The following is a 16,910-nucleotide window of genomic DNA, read 5'->3' on the forward strand; positions in this document are numbered from 1 at the left end:
GAATCCAGCACATGGCCGACATCAAGACCTTCTACCTGCCGGACCTCGGCGAAGGCCTCCCCGACGCGACCGTCGTGGAATGGCACGTCAAGGAAGGCGACACGATCAAGCTCGACGCCCCGCTGGTGTCGATGGAAACCGCGAAGGCCGTCGTCGACGTGCCCTCGCCCTACTCCGGCACCGTGAAGAAGCTGCACGGCGCCGCCGGCGACATCATCGAGACGGGTTCGGCCCTGGCCGACTTCGAGATCGATCCGAACGCCCGCCAGCGTGCCGAAGCCGAGTCCACAGGTCACCACCATGGCCCGAAGAAGGGCGTGGGCAGCCCGGCACCGGATGACGCCTCCAAGGTCGTCGCCTCCGATGATGGCGGCGAGATCGATCCGCCCAAGGCCAAGGCCGACCGCGAAGACGAAGGCACCGTCGTGGGCGCCATGGTCAGCGGCAACGCCGTGCACACCGAGCAGGTCTCCAGCGCCGGCGGCGTGAAGGCCGTGCCGGCCGTGCGTGCCGCTGCCAAGAAGCTCAAGGTCGACCTTGCCCGTGTGCAGGCGACCGGCGCCGGTGGCGTGATCACCATGCAGGACGTCAAGAACGCCGCCGCCAACGGCAGCGCGCAGCTTGGCGCCGCCCCGGCCCGTCCGGCCTCGGCCCAGCACCTTGCGCCCAGCCTGCCCGAACCGGGTCCGGCGCCGCAGCAGCGCACCTCGGTATCGCTGGCCGGCAAGCCGGTGCGCACGGCGCCTCCGGGTGCCGAGGCCATGGGCCAGCCGGAACAGCTCAAGGGTGTTCGTCGCAACATGGCCCGCGTCATGGCCGATGCCCACGCCAACGTTGTGCCGACCAGCATCGTCGACGATGCCGACCTGCACGCATGGATCGGCAAGCAGGACATCACTGCCCGCCTCGTGCGCGCGATCGTGGTGGCCTGCAAGACGGTGCCGGCGCTCAACGCCTGGTTCGACGGCAAGAACCTCACCCGCACGCTGCATCCGCACGTGGACATCGGCATCGCCGTGGACACCGAGGACGGCCTGTTCGTGCCGGCGCTGCGCAATGCCGACGTCCTCGACGGTGCGGGCGTGCGTGCCGCGATCAAGCGCCTGCGCACCTCGGTGGAAGACCGCAGCATCCCGCCGTCGGAGCTGTCGGGCTACACGATCAGCCTGTCGAACTTCGGCATGTTCGCCGGCCGCTACGCCACCCCGGTCGTGGTACCGCCCACCGTCGCCATCATCGGCGCCGGCAAGCTCAGCCACGACGTGGTCGCCGTGATGGGCGGCATCGAAGTGCACCGCCGCATGCCGCTGTCGCTCACCTTCGATCACCGCGCCGCCACCGGCGGTGAGGCAGCCCGCTTCCTGAAGGCCATGATCGACGACCTGGGGCTGCCGAACTAAGCCGCGACCTGCTGCACCGGTCGCGCGCAAGGCGCGCTCCTACAGACGCCGCCCCTCACCGGGCGGCGTTCGCTTTTGTAGGAGCGCGCCTGCGCGCGACCGGGATTTAAGGGCAGGCCCGGCATTGCCTCAGTCCCCCGGTCGCGCGCAAGGCGCGCTCCTACAGGTATCCTTGCCGCCATGCAGAACAACGATACCCTCCGCAGCATCCGCTACATGCTCGACCTCGGCGACGTCCACGTCGTGGATATCCTCGCCCTGGGCGGCTACAAAGCCACCCGCGAAGACGTCGAGTCGTGGCTGAAGAAAGAAGAAGAGCCCGGCTTCGTCGCCATGCCCGACCTGGTCATGGCCCATTTCCTCGACGGCCTCATCGTGCATCGCCGCGGCCGCGACGAAAGCCAGCCCGCCCGGCCCGTGGAGCCGCGGGTCAACAACAACGTGGTACTGAAGAAGTTGCGCGTCGCCTTTGAACTGAAGGAAGACGACATCCTGGCCATCATGGCCGCTGCGGGCTTCCGCGCCTCCAAGGGCGAAGTGAACGCCCTCTTCCGCCAGCCCAAGCACAGCAATTTCCGCCTGTGCGGCGACCAGTTCCTGCGCAATTTCCTGAAAGGCATGACGCTGAAACTTCGCGGCCCGTAAGGCCCCTGTAGGAGCGCGCCTCGCGCGCGACAGGTGTCCGAAGTTCCTGGGCAACCAGGAACCTCACGGTATCTGGAATCCCTGAGGCAATCCTGTAGCTGTCGCGCGCAAGGCGCGCTCCTACAGGGGGTTTCGGCGTTTCCAGACGAGCTGGCGGATGATCAATGCCGCCACCAGCACCGCCACGAAGGCACCGTAGCCATACAGTGCCGGCACCACCTGCTGCCAGATCGCGCCGCTTTTCGGCCCGAACTCATCCGCGGCCGGAAGCTCCACCGCGTCATACGCCACCAACGCGGCCTGCACCGACGCCACGACTGCGGCGAGCAGCGCCAGGATATCGAACCCCCGTCGCGTCGCATTCTTCAGCAACGACTTCGGATAGGCCCAATACGCCCAGCCCAGCACGATCAGCCAGGGTGCCAGCAGCAGGAGCGCGAGGTAGCGCATGGTCTGCTTAGTCCTGTGCCGCAGCCAGCGCGTCGAGCGCGGTGCGCAGGCGCAGCACGAAGGCGGCGCGGGCCACCTCGTCCGGGTACGAAGCACCGTTGGCTACGACATCCCCATCGACCAGCAACGCCACGTGGTCACCCTGCGACTCGATCACCGCAGCGGCACCGCCGACCGTGGACAGCGTCTGGCGCAGCTTGCCGGCGGCCTTCGGATCGGCAAATGCGGCGGAAAGCAGCAGCTCCTCGCCGTCTGCACCGAGCAGGCGGAAGCGGAAGCTGCCGTCGTCTTCGCGGAAGCTCGCAAATCGCGGCGGCCTGGCCTTGCTTGCGGATACAGCTGCCGCAGGTTCGACAGCCACCTTCGCACTGTTGCGGAAGCTGCGCAGGCCCACGGCCTCACGCAGCGTTTCCAGCAGAGGTACGGCGATGGCACGCGCCTTGGCGGCGCCGGCCAGGAGGATGTCCTCCATGTCGTCCGGGCGGCCCATCAGCGCGTCGTAACGCTCGCGCATCGGCGCCACTTCGGCCTCGATACGCTCGAACAGCACCTGCTTGGCTTCACCCCAGCCCAGGCCGCCGTGCAGGGCGTCGGCGAACGCGGCACTCTCGGCAGGCGAGGCAAACGCCTGGAAGATCGTGAACAGGGCGGAGTCGTTGGTGTCCTTCGGCTCGCCGGGTGCGCGCGAGTCGGTGACGATCTTCATGATCTGCTCGCGCAGGGCCTTCGGGCCACCTTCGAAGAGCGGGATCGTGTTGTCGTAGCTCTTGGACATCTTGCGTCCATCGAGACCCGGCAGCGTGGCAACCTGCTCTTCGATCTGCACTTCGGGCAGCACGAAATACTCGCCGCCGTAGACGTGGTTGAAGCGCTGCGCGATATCGCGCGCCATTTCGATGTGCTGGATCTGGTCACGCCCCACCGGCACCTTGTTCGCGTTGAACGCGAGGATGTCGGCGGCCATGAGCACGGGGTACATGTAGAGGCCGGCGGTGACGCCGGCATCCGGGTCTTCCTGTTGCTCTACGTTGCGATCCACGGCGGCCTTGTAGGCGTGCGCGCGGTTCAGCAGGCCCTTGGCCGTGACGCAGGTGAGCAGCCACATCAGCTCGGGCACCTCGGGGATGTCCGACTGGCGGTAGATGGTGGCGGTGTTCGGGTCCAGGCCGCCGGCCAGCCAGGTGCCGGTGATCATCATGCGCGAGGCGGCGACGCGGGCAGCGTCATCGGCCTTGATCAGCGCGTGGTAGTCGGCCATGAAATAGAAGGCATCGACGTTGGGATCCTTGCTGGCCTGGATGGCAGGACGGATCGCGCCGGCAAAGTTGCCGAGATGCGGCGTGCCGGTGGTGGTGATGCCGGTGAGGACGCGGGTACGCATGGGGACCTTGGCTTGCGAAACGGACGATAACCGGCCGAGTGTAGCCCGCGTGGCGGCCTTGTAGCGACCCGGGCATGCGGCAGGGTGCCGCGCCTGGGGAATCGCTCCGGACCGGTCGCGCGCAAGGCGCGCTCCTACAGGGCGACTTTTGTAGGAGCGCGCCTTGCGCGCGACCGGCACGAAGCGGTGTTTGCAGGAGCGAGCGAATCGAAGACATGGCGACGAAGCCGCAACCGAGGAGCGCGCCTTGCGCGCGACCGGTCACACGTCGTCACAACGACGTGCCTCAACGCATCAACGTCGACTTCCCGAACAGCGACTCCACCAGGTCCACAGCCAGCTTCGCCGTCTGGTTGCGCTTGTCGAACGCGGGATTCAACTCGACGATATCCAGCGACCCCACCCGCCCCGTATCGGCGATCATCTCCATCACCAGCTGGGCCTCACGGTAATTCGGACCGCCACGCACCGTGGTACCCACGCCCGGTGCGATCGACGGATCGAGGAAATCCACGTCGAAGCTCACATGCAGGTGGGTATCCTGGTCCACGCCCGCCAGCGCTTCTTCCATGGCGGCCTTTATGCCGATTTCGTCGATATAGCGCATGTCGTAGATATCGACGCCCACCTCGTGCACGAGGCGCTTTTCGCCCTCGTCCACCGAGCGGATACCGATCTGGCGGAACACTTCCGGCGAAGTCGCCGGCACATGGCCGCCGATGTGGGTGAGTGCCTCTGGCCCGAAACCGCACAGGCAGGCCACCGGCATGCCGTGGATATTGCCCGAGGGCGTGATCTCGCTGGTGTTGAAGTCCGCATGGGCATCGAGCCAGAGCACGCGCAGCTTCTTGTCCGTCTCGCGGCAATAGCGTGCCACGGCGGAAATGGAGCCGATGGCGAGGCAATGATCGCCACCGAGCATGATCGGCAGACGGCCATCGCTCAGTTCGGCATAGATGGCATCGTGCACCGCCGTATTCCAGGCGACCACGGCATCGAGATGACGATAGCCTTCCTTCGGCGGGAGCCAGGGATTCAGCGGACCGGAAAGGTTTCCGCGATCGACGACATGCATGCCGCGCCGGGTCAGCCGGTCGGCCAGGTGGGCGACGCGGAGGGCTTCAGGGCCCATGGAGCTGCCGCGGTGGCCGGCGCCGATATCGGTGGGGGCGCCCACGAGGGCGACCGAACGGGTGGTAGGGCTCATCGGGATGGACTCACAGACTAAGGATGTTCAGTACGAGCGCGCAGCAGTCGGCACGCGATGCCGTGGCGATGGGCGAGGCCGGTGCCTCGCGGGAAACGTCCTGTGCCCACGCGAGGGTGGGCAGGAATAACGACAGGGCGAGCAACATCGACACGCGGAAGCTGGTCATCTCGCAAGTTTACACCGGGGGATGGAACAGCCACGTTGCAGCGCGTCAGCCGCTCTTCCGTCGCGTTTTCTTCCATCAGGGAGAAAATCGGGCACCATGGCGCCGTCACTTTCACCCAAGATCCGAAAATGATCCGACTGGATGATCTCCAGGTCTTCGTGCAGACCGTCGATGCCGGCAGCTTCTCCGCCGCCGCCCGCCTGCTCGACTGCACCCCGGCCGTGGCCAGCAGCGCCGTGATGCGGCTGGAGAAAGAACTCGGTACCCGCCTGTTCGTCCGTTCCACGCGCAGCATGCGTCTGTCGGAAGACGGCCAGCGCTACCTGCCCCACGCCCGGGCCATGCTGGATGCCCTCGCCGATGGCGGCCGCTCCCTGGCCGAGGCGCGTGGCGAAATCGCCGGACCATTACGGCTCTCGGTACCGTCCGACCTGGGTCGAAGCGTGCTGCTCGGCTGGCTCGACACGTTCCAGCACACCCATCCCGGCATCACGCTTCAACTGCATGTGAGCGACCGCGCCGCCGACCTGCTGCGCCATCCCATCGATGCCGCCGTGCGCTACGGACCCCAGGAAGATTCCAGGCTCGTCGCGCAGCCGCTCGCTCCGCTGAACCGTCGCGTGGCCTGCGCTTCACCCGACTACCTGAGCCGGCATCCACGCCCCATGCATCCGGACGACCTGCGCCAGCACAACTGCCTGTGCTTCGTCTGGGGCGACCTCGTGCTCGACCGCTGGGCCTTCGACCTGCCAAAGGGCCCGCACACCGTAAAAGTCAAAGGCAACCGGATCAGCGACGACGGCGACGTGGTGCGCCGCTGGGCCGTGGCCGGCAACGGCATCGCCTTCAAGTCAGCGCTGGATATCGCCGCGGACCTCAAGGCCGGCCGGCTGGTGGACCTGTTTCCCGGCCAGGGCGAGCTGGCACCGGTGCATCTGGTGAGCGCCCATCGATCGCAGCTCACCCCGGCACTGCAACGCCTGCGGGATTTCCTGCGCGAACGGATGGACGCCCTCGCCGCCTAACGGACCTTGCGCGCCTTCATGGGACCGGAGGTCAGGCCGTCCTTGTCGTCGAACACGATGGGATAGCCGGTATCCGGCGCCACGAAAGACTGCGCACCCGTCGGTACGAGGGCAGTATGTCCGAGGCCTGCCGTATCGAGATACCAGCGATCACCCTCGCGCACGAGACTCATCGAACGCTCGCCCTCCCAGTCCGGATCGTCGACGACATACTGCCCTACCCGCTTCGCCATCGCCGCCTCGTCGATCCTGGCGCGCGTGACGATGCGCGGGTCGAGATCCGTCCAGCCATAGGCAACGGCCACGGCCTTGGCGAATTCATTCATCAGGAAAACACCGTTGTCGCCATCGGTAAGGATGACCACGCCGTTTCCCTGCTCAGCGAACATCACGTACTTGCTCTTGAAACCGGCATTGCCGCCTTCGTGCATGAATCGACGATGCGCACCTTCGCCGGACACAAAGATGCCCATGCCGTAGTTGCCGAGGCCGGGCGTCAACAGATCCTTTGCCGCCTTGCGTGAAAGAAAGGACGACTTGCCCATATCGGCGTTGCGCAAGGCGATTAACCAACGGGCGAGGTCTTCCGCCGTCGTCCACAGACCGGCAGCGGCGAGCTCGGGATACGTATGCGCATCCCCCGGCACCGGATCACCGTTCGACGTGTGGCCCGTGGCATGCCCGAGACCCGCTGGCAGAGGCTGCGCAAACGTACTGTCGCGCATTCCCGCCGGGCCGAGCACATAGCGTTGCATGAGGCTGGCGAACGGTGCTTTCGCACAATGCACCATGGCGATCTGCGCGAAGGTGTATCCACCGCCCGAATAATCGAATGTTGCCCCCGGAACCGTGGCGATCTTCACTGCCGGCGTGTTCGACGGGGGCTGCCCAAGCACGACCTGCTCCGCCGTGGGCACGGGCGTGCCGACGACGTAACCAGGAAATCCGTGCACCGTTGCACCAGCGGTGTGGTGCAGCAGATTTCGCAAGGTGACCGGATGCGCCGCATCCTGCTTGCCGGCAGGCAAGGCCAGCTGCGCAAGACAGCCATCCACGGGTTCATCCAGCTTGACGACACCCTTGTCTGCAAGAATGGCCGCCAGGTTTCCCGCGAAGCCCTTGCTCAACGATGCCGCCTGGTAGCGCTCGTCACCGGCCGGCATATGCATGGTGCCGTCGCTTCGGTAACGCGCCGACCAGATGATCCGACCATGCTCGATCACGGCCACGGACATCGTCGGCACGCGATAGCGACGCATACGCTCGTACACATTCCAGCGCATGGGGGCGTCACCTTCGATCTCCACACGAGGACGAAGACTGTTCTCGGCCGTCTGACGCCGTGCATCGTCCGCCGTCGCGCCATGGGCACTGATGGCGGCAATCCCGAAAACCAGGCAAGCCGACACCCACGCTCCGGCACGACGTGCCGCCGTCATTTTCTCGTTCGTCATGTTCCGTCCTGATGGCGAAGGCAACTGGGCTTGGATGGGAGGTCGCTCGAAAAGGTTTAAGCGCCTGATCGCGATTCGCCGACGTGAGTCCAAGCGACAACGCAGCTGACTGGCGGCCGCCCCCTACAGCAAGTTGCCTATAATTTTTATAGCCTGTACCATCCTCAGCCGAACGAGTCGGGCCAGATGCCCAAGCCCTCCGTGGCGCCGTTCCGGATGTCCGATGCCACCGCATTGAAGCATCTGCGAGCGATTGCCGACGAACCATCCCGTGTGCGGTACACGATGCATGCAAGGGACAGAATGACCGAGCGCAGCATTCTTCCCGAACACGCCTACAGGTGCCTGCAGCGCGGCAGCATCACCGAATCTCCCACACTGGATTTCCACGGAAACTGGCAACTGCGCGTCGAGCACTACATGGCCGGTCATACCCTGGCCTGTGCCGTGGCCATCGATATCCGCCGTCCGCAGGCCATTGTCATCACTGCCTTCTGGGTCAACTAGCCATGTATCACTTCATCGAATCCGGCCTGCCCAACATCTGGCTTCGCAACGGCTATACGGAGGAAAACTCCCCGTATGGCCCGACCGTGGCGTTCGAAGACATCTTCGGCCTGCACCGGGCCATTGCCCATGCGCTCATCGAGCGCAACGGTGTCCTGGCTGGCGAGGAAATCCGCTTTCTCCGCCAGCATATGGAGCTTTCACAGGAGTCGCTCGGCAACCTGATCGGCATCGGCGTCCAGTCGGTGGCGCTGTGGGAAAAGAACCGCAGCAGGATCACAGCCACGGCGGAAAAGCTGCTGCGCCTCATCGTGCGCGGACACCTCAGCGGCAATGCCACCATCAGGCGCGCCATCGACGCCCTGAACCATCTGGATGCGACGACACACGCCGGCAAGCTGGTGTTCGAGACCCAGGGCGGAGGCTGGCACGTTGCCTGAAACGGTCCGGGCGACGGCGTTTTTCAGCCGTCGACGCGGTACTGCTTCACCTCTTGCAGCTGCGAGCCAGACAGCACGTTGATCCGGCCCTTCACCTGCATGCGCACGCCGTTATGGCGACCCACGTCGCAGGCCAGCCTGACGAAACCCTCGTCGAAGTCCTGCGCTTTTTCGCGGTCGCGCAAGGCATCCTGCACGTCCCACATGAGTTCGTTGATCGCCTTCAGTTCGGCGCGCAGCGGTTCCAGCTCCACATTCGCTTCGAGCACCTGCAACCACAGCGGCATCAGGCGATCCAGCTCGATACGAACGTTCGCCAGCTTCGCCGGGTCGGCGATGCGCTCGGACTTGATCTGCAGGATGGTCAACTTGTCGACCAGCTCACCCACGGAAACGGGCGTGAGGATGTGACCGCTGGGGATGCTGGAAGACGATGCCATCGGAAGGGTGTGCTCGCTGCATGAAAAAGCCCGCGACGAGGCGGGCTGATATGCCATGGTGCTCGCCATGACGGGGGATCTGGTGCCGGCACCCGGATTCGAACTGGGGACCTACCGCTTACAAGGCGGTTGCTCTACCAACTGAGCTATGCCGGCGAAGGCGGGGATTCTATCAGAAGCAGCCGGTGGTTCGCGCCGTCACACCCGGGGTGCGGATGCTACGGCGGATGTCGGGGTTGCCCTCCTCGGGCACCACCACGTCGAGCCACCAGACCGGCGTGGTTTCCGTGCGCTCGCTCATGCGGGCCGGGAAGCCGGCAGCAACCACTTCGTCGCGGCGCTTGCGGGCATTCGCCGGATCATGAAACAGGCCCAGCGCCACGGAATTCTGCATCTCGCCCTGGGCGCTCACCACGAAGTAGTCCTTGATCCCTTTCGCCTCCAGGCGTCGGGCCTGGGCAATGGCCTGCTCGCGATTCGCCTGGGCGGGAAGGTAGACGCGCCAGCCGTGGGATTCGGTGGTCTGCTCCTGGCGCTGGCGGGTACGCACCGTGCGCGAGGCCAGCGCGGCGCGGGCGGCACGCAGGTCGACCTGGCTGTTGAAGGGCCCTACCGCGAGGCACCGATAGCTCCGGCGCGTCGGCGCGGTGGCTACGGACGACTCCGTTGCGGGCGGCGCCGGCGCGGGTTCCGGTTTGACGAGGGGCGGCGCCGGAACTACCGGGGCCTTGGTTTCCGGAGCCTTGGTAACCGCGACCGGCGCGACGGTAGCCGGTTTCGCGGGAGCCGACGTCGATGCAGCAGGCGTCGGCGCAGTGGCCGCTGCGGCCGGCGCTTCGGCTAGCAGCTTGAGCTTCGGCACGCCGCTGTCCGCCGCATCCACCGCATGCGTTCCCGTATCGCCCAGCAGCAACCAGGCCGCGACGGCGATGTTGAGTGCGATCAGCAGGACAAAAAGCAAACGCAGCAGCATGGGGGCCTTCGGTCTCTCGGTTGGGCCTGCTCGCGTTCCCCTGTAAGAACCGGCAGCAGCCGGATTCTAGGGGATATCGCCACCCGTGGAGTGCACATCCGCCCACACGGCAAGACCGCGCAGGACGGCATCCGGCACGATGCTCACGTCGTGCTCCAGCAGCGGCGCCAGCACGTCGGCGTCGCCTCCGCCCAGCGTTACCGTCGGGGCACCGCCGAGCAGCGGCGCGGAACGATCGACAAAGCGGTCGATGAGTGCGGCCGAGGCCTGCCAGCAACCGGAGGCCAGGCCGTCGGCGGTGTTGTCCGCAAGGTCGCGCACGGCGCCGGGGCGTTCGGGGCGCACCTGTGCGGTGGCCCCCAGGATCGACTGCTGCATCAGCACGGGACCCGGCGCAATCCAGCCCCCCAGATGACGCCCGTCGGCATCGAGCGCATCGAGGGTGAGCGCCGTGCCTGCGCTGGCAAGCACGCAGGGCGCGCGACCGGCGGCGTAGGCATCCACCATGGCAAGGAAACGATCGACACCGAGGCGATGCGGCTCGGCATAGGCATTGGTGACGCCACAGGCCTGCGCCGGGGTGCGTACCCAGTGCGGCGCTTTGCCGAAGGCCTGTTCGACCGCCGCAGCGACGACGGCCTCGCGCGCTTCCGCGACCACGGGGGCGCCCACGATACGTTCCGGTGAGGGCCAGTCGGACCACAGCGTCGCCAGTTCATGGGCGATATCCGCTTCCCAGCCGAACGCACCACGATGAGTAAATTCTCCATCCTGGAGCAGGGCAAACTTGAGCCGGGTATTGCCAAGGTCGAGCAGCAGGATCATGTGGCACTCCGGCGCACGGACACTTCGGCGCTGTCGACGGTGACCCTGCTGCCATCCGCACGACGCACGCGCAGGCCACCCCGCTCATCCACGCCTTCGCCGATCGCTTCGTATTCACCACGCGGATCGAGGATACGCAGCGTCTGTTCGCGCAGCAGGTCGCGCTCGGCGTAATCGTTGGCAAAAGCCTTGAAGCCCTGACGCTCGAACAACAACAGACCTTCACTGAGCGAGGCGATGACGGCCGCTGCCACGGCATTGCGATCCGGCGGCTGGCCGCCGGCCATATCGGCGAGATCGGTCACCGGCTGACCGGCGCGTTCGTGCACGCTGTCCGGCAGGCGGATATTGATGCCCACGCCGATGATCGCGGCGCACGGTCCGGAATACTCGCCCGACAACTCCACGAGGATGCCTGCCAGCTTGGCGTTACCCGCCAGCACGTCGTTGGGCCACTTCAGGCCCGCGGTACGGATACCGAGTTCTTCCAGTGCACGCACGACCATCACGCCCACCGCCAGCGACAGGCCCGACAAGGCGGCGAAGCCACTATCGAAGCGCTTGAGCACCGAGAGGTAGAGATTCATGCCAGGCGGCGACAGCCAGGGGCGGCCGCGACGGCCACGCCCGGCCGACTGGGTCTCGGCCAGCACGAAGGACAGGTCATCCAGCACCGGGTTGCGTCGCGCCAGTTCACTGGAGGTGGAGTCGATGTCCCAATGCACTTCCAGCATGCCCAGGCTGGCGCGCGCCGCCGGAGGAAGTGCCTCGCGAATGCTGCGGTCGTCCAGCAACTGGGTAGGCCACGGAAGGCGGTAGCCACCGCCCACCTTGGCCTCGATGGGCACGCCCTTCAGGCGCAGCGCCTCGATCTGTTTCCACACCGCCGCGCGGGTGACCCCGGCCTGCCGGGCCAGGGAGGCGCCGGACACGGCATCGCCGCCGGCAAGGGCTTCTAGGAGGTCGCGTGCAAGCATGCTGGGGCGCCGTGGGGACCGTCAGGCGGCCGTTGTCAGGGGTGTGGGGAACCGGGACATCCGCCGATTCTAGGGCAGTGACGCGAAATCGCCCACCCGCGTCATCACGGCGTCATCCTACTCACCTACGGCACTAGCACCTACGTGAAAATTCTGCGAGGATCGGTCGTCCCCCCTTGCGTCCCCGGGGGAATGCAGGGTTTACCGATGAACGCCAGACCTTACATCTTCGGATGTCTGTGCCTCGTCGGTGCCACCGGCACCGCCGCCGCTTCCGACATCGACCTGACCAATCTGCTCTCGCTGGGCGGTGTCGTAGCGTCGTCGTCTTCGTTCGAAGGCTCGGCACCCAGCGCACCGCAGGCCCCCGGTCGCGACCCTTCGGGCGCGGTGGACAGCGTTCCCGTGCGTCGTTCGTCGGCTACGTCGTCCAGCCGGCCAACCGCCCCTACGGCGCCCCCGACGTCCACCGATATCGAGGACGGCCCGCACGACGGCCCCTCGCCGGTGCGCTCCGCGTCACCCAGCTGGCAGTCACTGCTGCCGGGTTCGATGCTCTGACCGGATACGGCGGTCGTTCGTGGGCCTGATCGATTCCCTGCTGGCGCGTTTCCGTGCGCCTGCGCCCCCCATCGACGATGCCCTCTGGAAGCAGGCCCTGGCCCGCGTGCCACTGGCCCGTGCGCTGGACGAACCCCGCGCGCATTACCTGCGCCGGCTGGCCGGGGAGTTTCTTCACACCAAGCGCTTCCATGCCATGGCCGGAGCCACGCTGGACGACTTCTGGCGGCTGGCCATCGCCATGCAGGCCAGCCTGCCCGCGTTGCCGCGTGGTCCGAAAGCGTTCCACGGCTGGACCAACGTCCTGGTGTACCCGGGCGAATTCAATGTGCGGCGCAGTCACTACGACGCCCGTAGCGGCGTGGTGACCGACAGCGACGACACGCTGATCGGGGAAGCCTGGGATCGCGGCCCGATGGTGCTGTCGCTGGCCGACGTGGCGCTCGACCTCGAAGCCCCGTGGGATGGCTACAACGTGGTCGTGCATGAAATGGCACACAAGCTCGACATGCTGGCAGCACCGGCCAACGGCGTGCCGCCGCTGCCCTCGTCGATCAACCGGCGCGAGTGGATCACGACGATGCAGGCGGCCTACGACACGCTGTCCAAGGCGGTGGACCGCGGCCGACAGACCATCATCGATCCCTATGCCGCCGAAGCACCCGAGGAATTCTTCGCCGTGACCAGCGAGATGCATTTCTCGCAGCCGTCCGAGTTGCGCCGGGCCGAACCGAAGGTGGCAAAGCTGCTGACCGATTTCTACGGCCCACCCCCAACCGCCTTGTAGGAGCGCGCCTCGCGCGCGACCGGCACAGCGCGAAAACCGCCACGGAGGCGACACCTGCGGTCGCGCGCAGGCGCGCTCCTACAGGGCCTGACGCAAACCGAATGCCCCACCTTGTAGGAGCGCGCCTCGCGCGCGACCGGCACAGCGCGAAAACCGTCACGGAGGCGATACCTACGGTCGCGCGCAGGCGCGCTCCTACAGGGCTTGGCGCGAGCTGTGTCAGCCCGGCGGAATGGTGACGCGGAAACGCCCGCCGCCGAGTTCTTCGGAGCGGTCCACGTGCAGTTCGCCCTGGTAGGCCTTGATGATGTCCTGCACGATGGACAGGCCGATACCATGACCCTGCACGCGCTCGTCGCCACGCACGCCACGCTGCAGGATCTTCTCGATCTTCTCGTCGGGAATGCCAGGGCCGTCGTCCTCGACGATCAGCTCAAGCCCGCTGCGTCCCTTGCCCTTGCCGGTGGAACGGGCCGTCAGCAGCACGCGGTGCGAGGCCCATTTGAAGGCGTTTTCCACGAGGTTGCCCATCAGCTCCAGCAGGTCGCCCTGCTCGCCCGGGAAGGCCACCCCATCCTCCAGCTCGAATTCGCATAGTACGTTCTTCGCCGCATAGACCTTCTCCAGGCTCTGCACGAGATCCTCGGCGTGCCCGGCAATGGGTTCTTCGGCCGCGATGATGCGCCGCCCCGATGTCGCTGCCCGCGAAAGCTGGTAAGCGACGATCTCGTCCATCTTGCGCACCTGGTCGAGGATGTCGCCGCGAAGCTGGCGCGCGTCGGCATTGGTTTCCAGCTGCGAGCGGATCACCGCCAGCGGCGTCTTCAGGCTGTGCGCCAGGTCGGCCAGCGTGTCGCGATAACGCGTGCGCTGTTCGCGCTCGCTATCGATGAAGGCATTGAGGCGACGGGTGAGCACCGTCAGCTCCACGGGATACGGGCCGTCCAGATGATCGTGCGAACCGCGCTCGATATGGGCCAGATCGCTGGACACGCGGCGCAGCGGCAACAGACTCCAGCGCAACAGGAACAGCTGGAGCAGCATCAGCATCATGCCGAGCATCGCCAGCCACAGGAACTGGGTACGCCGGTAGGTCGCCACCTGGCGTTCGAACTGGTCTTCCGTCTGCGCCACCGCAAAGGTGAGCGGCACGCTGCGTCGCTCCGTGCTGTCCAGCGACACGCCATAGCTGAAGACATAAAGCTTGCCGCTACGCGTCTCCACCGGCTCGAAGGCCGTCTCGCCCGGTGCCAGCATGCGCACGAAATCGAAGTCGCGCCCCAATGCCGACGACGACTCCCAGCGGAAGCCATCGTTGCCCACGATGATCGCGTAAAGCCCCGAGCCCGGGCGGGAGAAGTCGGGATTGGGCTGGCTGTCGGGCACGGTGACCTTGCCCGCGCGCGTGATGTCCGTACCGGTGATGTATGCGATGGCGTAGTTGTGCAGGCGATCGTGCATCGCCGACAGCTCGGACGCGTAGTTGGCCTTGTTCTGCGCCAGGCCGGTCAGGCCGAGGAACGCCGCCAGGGCAAAACCCGTGGCGAGTGCGGCTCGGGCAGCCAGTGACAGCGGCCGGCGTTTGGTCGGTGAAGCGGTATCCATGCCTGCAGGTTCACCTCGCCGGCGGCACGGCGCAAGGCCGCGCCGCCGGGGACAGGTCAGTCTTCGTCCGCTTCGTTACGCGGGATGGCAAAGCGGTAGCCACGGCCACGCACGGTTTCGATGGGCTTGAGCGCGCTTTCCGGATCGAGCTTGCGACGCAGGCGGCCGATGAAAACCTCCAGCACGTTCGAGTCGCGGTCGAAATCCTGCTGGTAGATGTGCTCGGTGAGGTCGGCCTTGGAGACCAGTTCGCCGGCATGCAGCATCAGGTATTCGAGCACCTTGTACTCGTAGCTGGTGAGGTCCACCTGGCGGCCTTCGACGGTGACCGTCTGTGCCGTGGTGTCGAGCTTGATCGGGCCGCAGGCCAGCACCGGCTTGGACCAGCCACTGGCGCGACGCACCAGCGCGTTGATGCGAGCCAGTAGTTCCTCGACGTGGAACGGCTTCACCAGGTAGTCGTCGGCGCCGTGCTTCAGGCCTTCCACCTTGTCCTGCCAGCTGCCACGGGCAGTGAGGATCAGGATCGGGTAGCGCTGGCCGTGCTCGCGCAGGGCCTTTACCAGGTCCATGCCCGACAGCTTGGGCAGGCCCAGGTCGATGATCGCCAGGTCGAACGGGACCTCGCGGCCGAGATACAGGCCTTCTTCGCCATCCTGGGCGGCATCGACGGCGAAACCGTCGCGCTTGAGACGCGCGGCGAGGGTCTCGCGCAGCGGGGCCTCGTCCTCAACGAGCAGGATACGCATCAATGTCTCTCCTTGTTGTCCCCGGTACCGATGTCCAGGGGCTTGGCGGTTTCAGTGCGGACCGGCACCACTTTCACATGTCCGTCGAGGGTGAGCACTTTCACGCGATATTCGGTGATCCGGCCACGCTCGACGAGCCGCGTATCCGCCGACAGCACCTTTCCCCCGGTCTCTTTCTGCACCTTGCTCACCGCCTGCTCCAGGGTCAGCGAAGACTCCTGGGCCAGGGCGGCCAGCGGCGAGGCAAGGCAAAGCGCTGCGAAAAGTAGCGGATGAAACGTGATTTTCATGTCGGTCGTGGACACGGCGTGCATTCGGCAAGTGGGCCGATCATGCCGAGCGCCTACCCGCCCGAAGCTGAACGAAATCAGGCCGCGTGCCGGAAGGGTGCCAGGGCCGACTCGATCAGGGACCAGTCGGCCCCCGGCAGGTGTGCACCCTCGGACAGCAACCGGCGGAAACCGCGGGCTCCCGGCTCGCCCTGGTAAAGGCCCAGGATGTGCCGGGTGATGTGCTTGAGCTGGGTGCCACGGGCCAGTTCGGCATCGATATAGATACGCATGCGTTCCAGGACGTCGGCCCGCTCGGGCAGCGGCGTGCCCCAGAGGTCTGCCTCTAGCCGGGCCAGCACGAAGGGATCGTGGTAGGCAGCGCGGCCCAGCATCACTCCGTCCACCCGGGCCAGGTGCTCGCGGACGGCTTCCACGGTGGTGATGCCGCCGTTGATCACGATGGTGAGCTGGGGGAACTCGCGCTTGAGCCGGTAGACCCGCTCGTAGTCGAGCGGCGGGATCTCCCGGTTTTCCTTGGGGCTCAGCCCTTCCAGCCAGGCCTTGCGGGCGTGCACGACGAGGATCGTCACCCCGGCGGCCACCATGGTCTCGGTGAAACGCTGGAGATCGGCGTACTCGTCCTGGTCGTCTACGCCGATGCGGCACTTCACCGTGACCGGCACGTCCACCACGTCGGCCATGGCCCTCACGCAGTCGCCGACCAGGGCCGGCTCGCGCATCAGGCAGGCGCCGAACTTGCCGGATTGCACCCGGTCGGACGGGCAGCCCACGTTGAGATTGATTTCGTCGTAGCCGGCCCGTGCACCCAGAACCGCCGCCTGCGCCAGCTCCACCGGGTCACTGCCGCCCAGTTGCAAAGCCACCGGATGCTCCTCGTGGCTGTGTTCGAGCAGACGCAGCTGGCCGCCGCGTATGAGCGCGGCACTGGTGACCATCTCCGTATAAAGACGGGCATGGGGCGACAACAGCCGGTGGAAATACCGGCAGTGTCGATCGGTCCAATCCATCATGGGGGCGACGGT

20 protein-coding genes and 1 tRNA gene are annotated in these 16,910 nt (G+C 66.3%); 7 read left to right on the forward strand and 14 right to left on the reverse strand.

Translation table 11 applies throughout. The annotated features are described in order from the left end of the window. Positions 1–11 precede the first annotated feature (11 nt). Together KR767_RS03090 and KR767_RS03095 are read left to right on the forward strand one after the other, a co-directional pair. Positions 12–1,400, forward strand: coding sequence for a dihydrolipoamide acetyltransferase family protein (locus KR767_RS03090; protein WP_250878056.1), 1,389 nt, complete (start codon positions 12–14; stop codon positions 1,398–1,400). Between the two features lie 180 nt (positions 1,401–1,580). Next, positions 1,581–2,045 carry a YehS family protein gene (locus tag KR767_RS03095; RefSeq protein WP_166951548.1) on the forward strand — a complete coding sequence of 155 codons (465 nt, stop codon included), beginning with the start codon at positions 1,581–1,583 and terminating at the stop codon, positions 2,043–2,045. A gap of 120 nt (positions 2,046–2,165) precedes the next feature. On the opposite strand, the gene KR767_RS03100 is transcribed toward KR767_RS03095, so the two are convergent. The 4 genes from KR767_RS03100 to KR767_RS03115 all read right to left on the reverse strand — a co-directional run bounded on the left by KR767_RS03100 (position 2,166) and on the right by KR767_RS03115 (position 5,252). Continuing rightward, positions 2,166–2,495 (reverse strand): hypothetical protein, encoded by a 330-nt coding sequence (locus KR767_RS03100; RefSeq protein WP_250878057.1) that lies wholly within the window; start codon positions 2,493–2,495, stop codon positions 2,166–2,168. Positions 2,496–2,502: 7 nt separating this feature from the next. Further along, complete coding sequence (locus KR767_RS03105) at positions 2,503–3,876, reverse strand: tryptophan--tRNA ligase (protein WP_250878058.1); 1,374 nt, start codon at positions 3,874–3,876, stop codon at positions 2,503–2,505. Between the two features lie 286 nt (positions 3,877–4,162). Beyond that, the gene (rocF, locus tag KR767_RS03110; RefSeq protein ID WP_166951540.1) at positions 4,163–5,083 is read right to left on the reverse strand and encodes an arginase; all 921 of its coding nucleotides are present in this window, start codon (positions 5,081–5,083) and stop codon (positions 4,163–4,165) included. Between the two features lie 10 nt (positions 5,084–5,093). After that, on the reverse strand, positions 5,094–5,252 hold the full coding sequence (locus tag KR767_RS03115) for a hypothetical protein (RefSeq protein ID WP_250878059.1): 159 nt from the start codon (positions 5,250–5,252) through the stop codon (positions 5,094–5,096). A gap of 128 nt (positions 5,253–5,380) precedes the next feature. On the opposite strand from KR767_RS03115, the gene KR767_RS03120 reads away from it, so the two are divergent. Next, positions 5,381–6,277: a LysR family transcriptional regulator gene (locus tag KR767_RS03120; RefSeq protein ID WP_166951535.1), complete on the forward strand. Its 897-nt coding sequence runs from the start codon at positions 5,381–5,383 to the stop codon at positions 6,275–6,277. On the opposite strand, the gene KR767_RS03125 is transcribed toward KR767_RS03120, so the two are convergent. Further along, entirely contained in the window at positions 6,274–7,731 is a 1,458-nt protein-coding gene (locus KR767_RS03125; RefSeq protein ID WP_250878060.1) for a serine hydrolase domain-containing protein, read from the reverse strand. The genes KR767_RS03120 and KR767_RS03125 overlap by 4 nt on opposite strands. 186 nt (positions 7,732–7,917) lie before the next feature. Here KR767_RS03125 and KR767_RS03130 point away from each other — a divergent pair, with 186 nt between their 5' ends. Both KR767_RS03130 and KR767_RS03135 read left to right on the forward strand, forming a co-directional pair. Further along, positions 7,918–8,238 carry a DUF4258 domain-containing protein gene (locus KR767_RS03130; protein ID WP_166951530.1) on the forward strand — a complete coding sequence of 107 codons (321 nt, stop codon included), beginning with the start codon at positions 7,918–7,920 and terminating at the stop codon, positions 8,236–8,238. Positions 8,239–8,240: 2 nt separating this feature from the next. Next, positions 8,241–8,678, forward strand: coding sequence for a transcriptional regulator (locus KR767_RS03135; protein WP_250878061.1), 438 nt, complete (start codon positions 8,241–8,243; stop codon positions 8,676–8,678). 23 nt (positions 8,679–8,701) lie between these two features. On the opposite strand, the gene KR767_RS03140 is transcribed toward KR767_RS03135, so the two are convergent. The 5 genes from KR767_RS03140 to KR767_RS03160 form a co-directional block, all read right to left on the reverse strand. Next, positions 8,702–9,118, reverse strand: a complete 417-nt coding sequence (locus KR767_RS03140; protein ID WP_250879216.1) for a hypothetical protein — start codon at positions 9,116–9,118, stop codon at positions 8,702–8,704. A gap of 80 nt (positions 9,119–9,198) precedes the next feature. Continuing rightward, positions 9,199–9,274, reverse strand: a tRNA-Thr gene (locus tag KR767_RS03145). Between the two features lie 16 nt (positions 9,275–9,290). Then, positions 9,291–10,091 carry an SPOR domain-containing protein gene (locus tag KR767_RS03150; RefSeq protein ID WP_250878062.1) on the reverse strand — a complete coding sequence of 267 codons (801 nt, stop codon included), beginning with the start codon at positions 10,089–10,091 and terminating at the stop codon, positions 9,291–9,293. A gap of 66 nt (positions 10,092–10,157) precedes the next feature. Continuing rightward, positions 10,158–10,916, reverse strand: coding sequence for a type III pantothenate kinase (locus tag KR767_RS03155; protein WP_250878063.1), 759 nt, complete (start codon positions 10,914–10,916; stop codon positions 10,158–10,160). Beyond that, on the reverse strand, positions 10,913–11,893 hold the full coding sequence (locus KR767_RS03160) for a biotin--[acetyl-CoA-carboxylase] ligase (RefSeq protein WP_250878064.1): 981 nt from the start codon (positions 11,891–11,893) through the stop codon (positions 10,913–10,915). Before KR767_RS03160 ends, KR767_RS03155 begins: the two co-directional genes overlap by 4 nt. A 207-nt stretch (positions 11,894–12,100) precedes the next feature. Here KR767_RS03160 and KR767_RS03165 point away from each other — a divergent pair, with 207 nt between their 5' ends. Both KR767_RS03165 and KR767_RS03170 read left to right on the forward strand, forming a co-directional pair. After that, positions 12,101–12,454, forward strand: coding sequence for a hypothetical protein (locus KR767_RS03165; RefSeq protein WP_166951516.1), 354 nt, complete (start codon positions 12,101–12,103; stop codon positions 12,452–12,454). A 19-nt stretch (positions 12,455–12,473) separates the two neighbouring features. Then, positions 12,474–13,241, forward strand: a complete 768-nt coding sequence (locus tag KR767_RS03170; protein WP_250878065.1) for a M90 family metallopeptidase — start codon at positions 12,474–12,476, stop codon at positions 13,239–13,241. 219 nt (positions 13,242–13,460) lie between these two features. On the opposite strand, the gene KR767_RS03175 is transcribed toward KR767_RS03170, so the two are convergent. From KR767_RS03175 to dusA, 4 genes are all read right to left on the reverse strand, one after another. Continuing rightward, the gene (locus KR767_RS03175; protein WP_166951513.1) at positions 13,461–14,846 is read right to left on the reverse strand and encodes an ATP-binding protein; all 1,386 of its coding nucleotides are present in this window, start codon (positions 14,844–14,846) and stop codon (positions 13,461–13,463) included. 56 nt (positions 14,847–14,902) lie between these two features. After that, positions 14,903–15,595, reverse strand: coding sequence for a response regulator transcription factor (locus tag KR767_RS03180; protein ID WP_036115892.1), 693 nt, complete (start codon positions 15,593–15,595; stop codon positions 14,903–14,905). After that, the gene (locus tag KR767_RS03185; RefSeq protein WP_250878066.1) at positions 15,595–15,900 is read right to left on the reverse strand and encodes a PepSY domain-containing protein; all 306 of its coding nucleotides are present in this window, start codon (positions 15,898–15,900) and stop codon (positions 15,595–15,597) included. The genes KR767_RS03180 and KR767_RS03185 overlap by 1 nt, the downstream gene beginning before the upstream one ends. A 62-nt stretch (positions 15,901–15,962) precedes the next feature. Beyond that, complete coding sequence (gene dusA / locus KR767_RS03190; protein WP_250878067.1) at positions 15,963–16,898, reverse strand: tRNA dihydrouridine(20/20a) synthase DusA; 936 nt, start codon at positions 16,896–16,898, stop codon at positions 15,963–15,965. Between the last annotated feature and the right edge of the window lie 12 nt (positions 16,899–16,910).

Origin of the sequence: Luteibacter anthropi (assembly GCF_023699965.1) — a bacterium.
Lineage (GTDB): Bacteria > Pseudomonadota > Gammaproteobacteria > Xanthomonadales > Rhodanobacteraceae > Luteibacter > Luteibacter anthropi.

Bases quoted from the DNA above. Each gene is read 5' to 3' on its own strand.
- KR767_RS03090 (WP_250878056.1), top strand. From the start codon at position 12: ATGGCCGACATCAAGACCTTCTACCTGCCGGACCTCGGCGAAGGCCTC.
- KR767_RS03095 (WP_166951548.1), top strand. From the start codon at position 1,581: ATGCAGAACAACGATACCCTCCGCAGCATCCGCTACATGCTCGACCTC.
- KR767_RS03100 (WP_250878057.1), bottom strand. From the start codon at position 2,495: ATGCGCTACCTCGCGCTCCTGCTGCTGGCACCCTGGCTGATCGTGCTG.
- KR767_RS03105 (WP_250878058.1), bottom strand. From the start codon at position 3,876: ATGCGTACCCGCGTCCTCACCGGCATCACCACCACCGGCACGCCGCAT.
- rocF (WP_166951540.1), bottom strand. From the start codon at position 5,083: ATGAGCCCTACCACCCGTTCGGTCGCCCTCGTGGGCGCCCCCACCGAT.
- KR767_RS03115 (WP_250878059.1), bottom strand. From the start codon at position 5,252: ATGACCAGCTTCCGCGTGTCGATGTTGCTCGCCCTGTCGTTATTCCTG.
- KR767_RS03120 (WP_166951535.1), top strand. From the start codon at position 5,381: ATGATCCGACTGGATGATCTCCAGGTCTTCGTGCAGACCGTCGATGCC.
- KR767_RS03125 (WP_250878060.1), bottom strand. From the start codon at position 7,731: ATGACGAACGAGAAAATGACGGCGGCACGTCGTGCCGGAGCGTGGGTG.
- KR767_RS03130 (WP_166951530.1), top strand. From the start codon at position 7,918: ATGCCCAAGCCCTCCGTGGCGCCGTTCCGGATGTCCGATGCCACCGCA.
- KR767_RS03135 (WP_250878061.1), top strand. From the start codon at position 8,241: ATGTATCACTTCATCGAATCCGGCCTGCCCAACATCTGGCTTCGCAAC.
- KR767_RS03140 (WP_250879216.1), bottom strand. From the start codon at position 9,118: ATGGCATCGTCTTCCAGCATCCCCAGCGGTCACATCCTCACGCCCGTT.
- KR767_RS03150 (WP_250878062.1), bottom strand. From the start codon at position 10,091: ATGCTGCTGCGTTTGCTTTTTGTCCTGCTGATCGCACTCAACATCGCC.
- KR767_RS03155 (WP_250878063.1), bottom strand. From the start codon at position 10,916: ATGATCCTGCTGCTCGACCTTGGCAATACCCGGCTCAAGTTTGCCCTG.
- KR767_RS03160 (WP_250878064.1), bottom strand. From the start codon at position 11,893: ATGCTTGCACGCGACCTCCTAGAAGCCCTTGCCGGCGGCGATGCCGTG.
- KR767_RS03165 (WP_166951516.1), top strand. From the start codon at position 12,101: ATGAACGCCAGACCTTACATCTTCGGATGTCTGTGCCTCGTCGGTGCC.
- KR767_RS03175 (WP_166951513.1), bottom strand. From the start codon at position 14,846: ATGGATACCGCTTCACCGACCAAACGCCGGCCGCTGTCACTGGCTGCC.
- KR767_RS03180 (WP_036115892.1), bottom strand. From the start codon at position 15,595: ATGCGTATCCTGCTCGTTGAGGACGAGGCCCCGCTGCGCGAGACCCTC.
- dusA (WP_250878067.1), bottom strand. From the start codon at position 16,898: ATGATGGATTGGACCGATCGACACTGCCGGTATTTCCACCGGCTGTTG.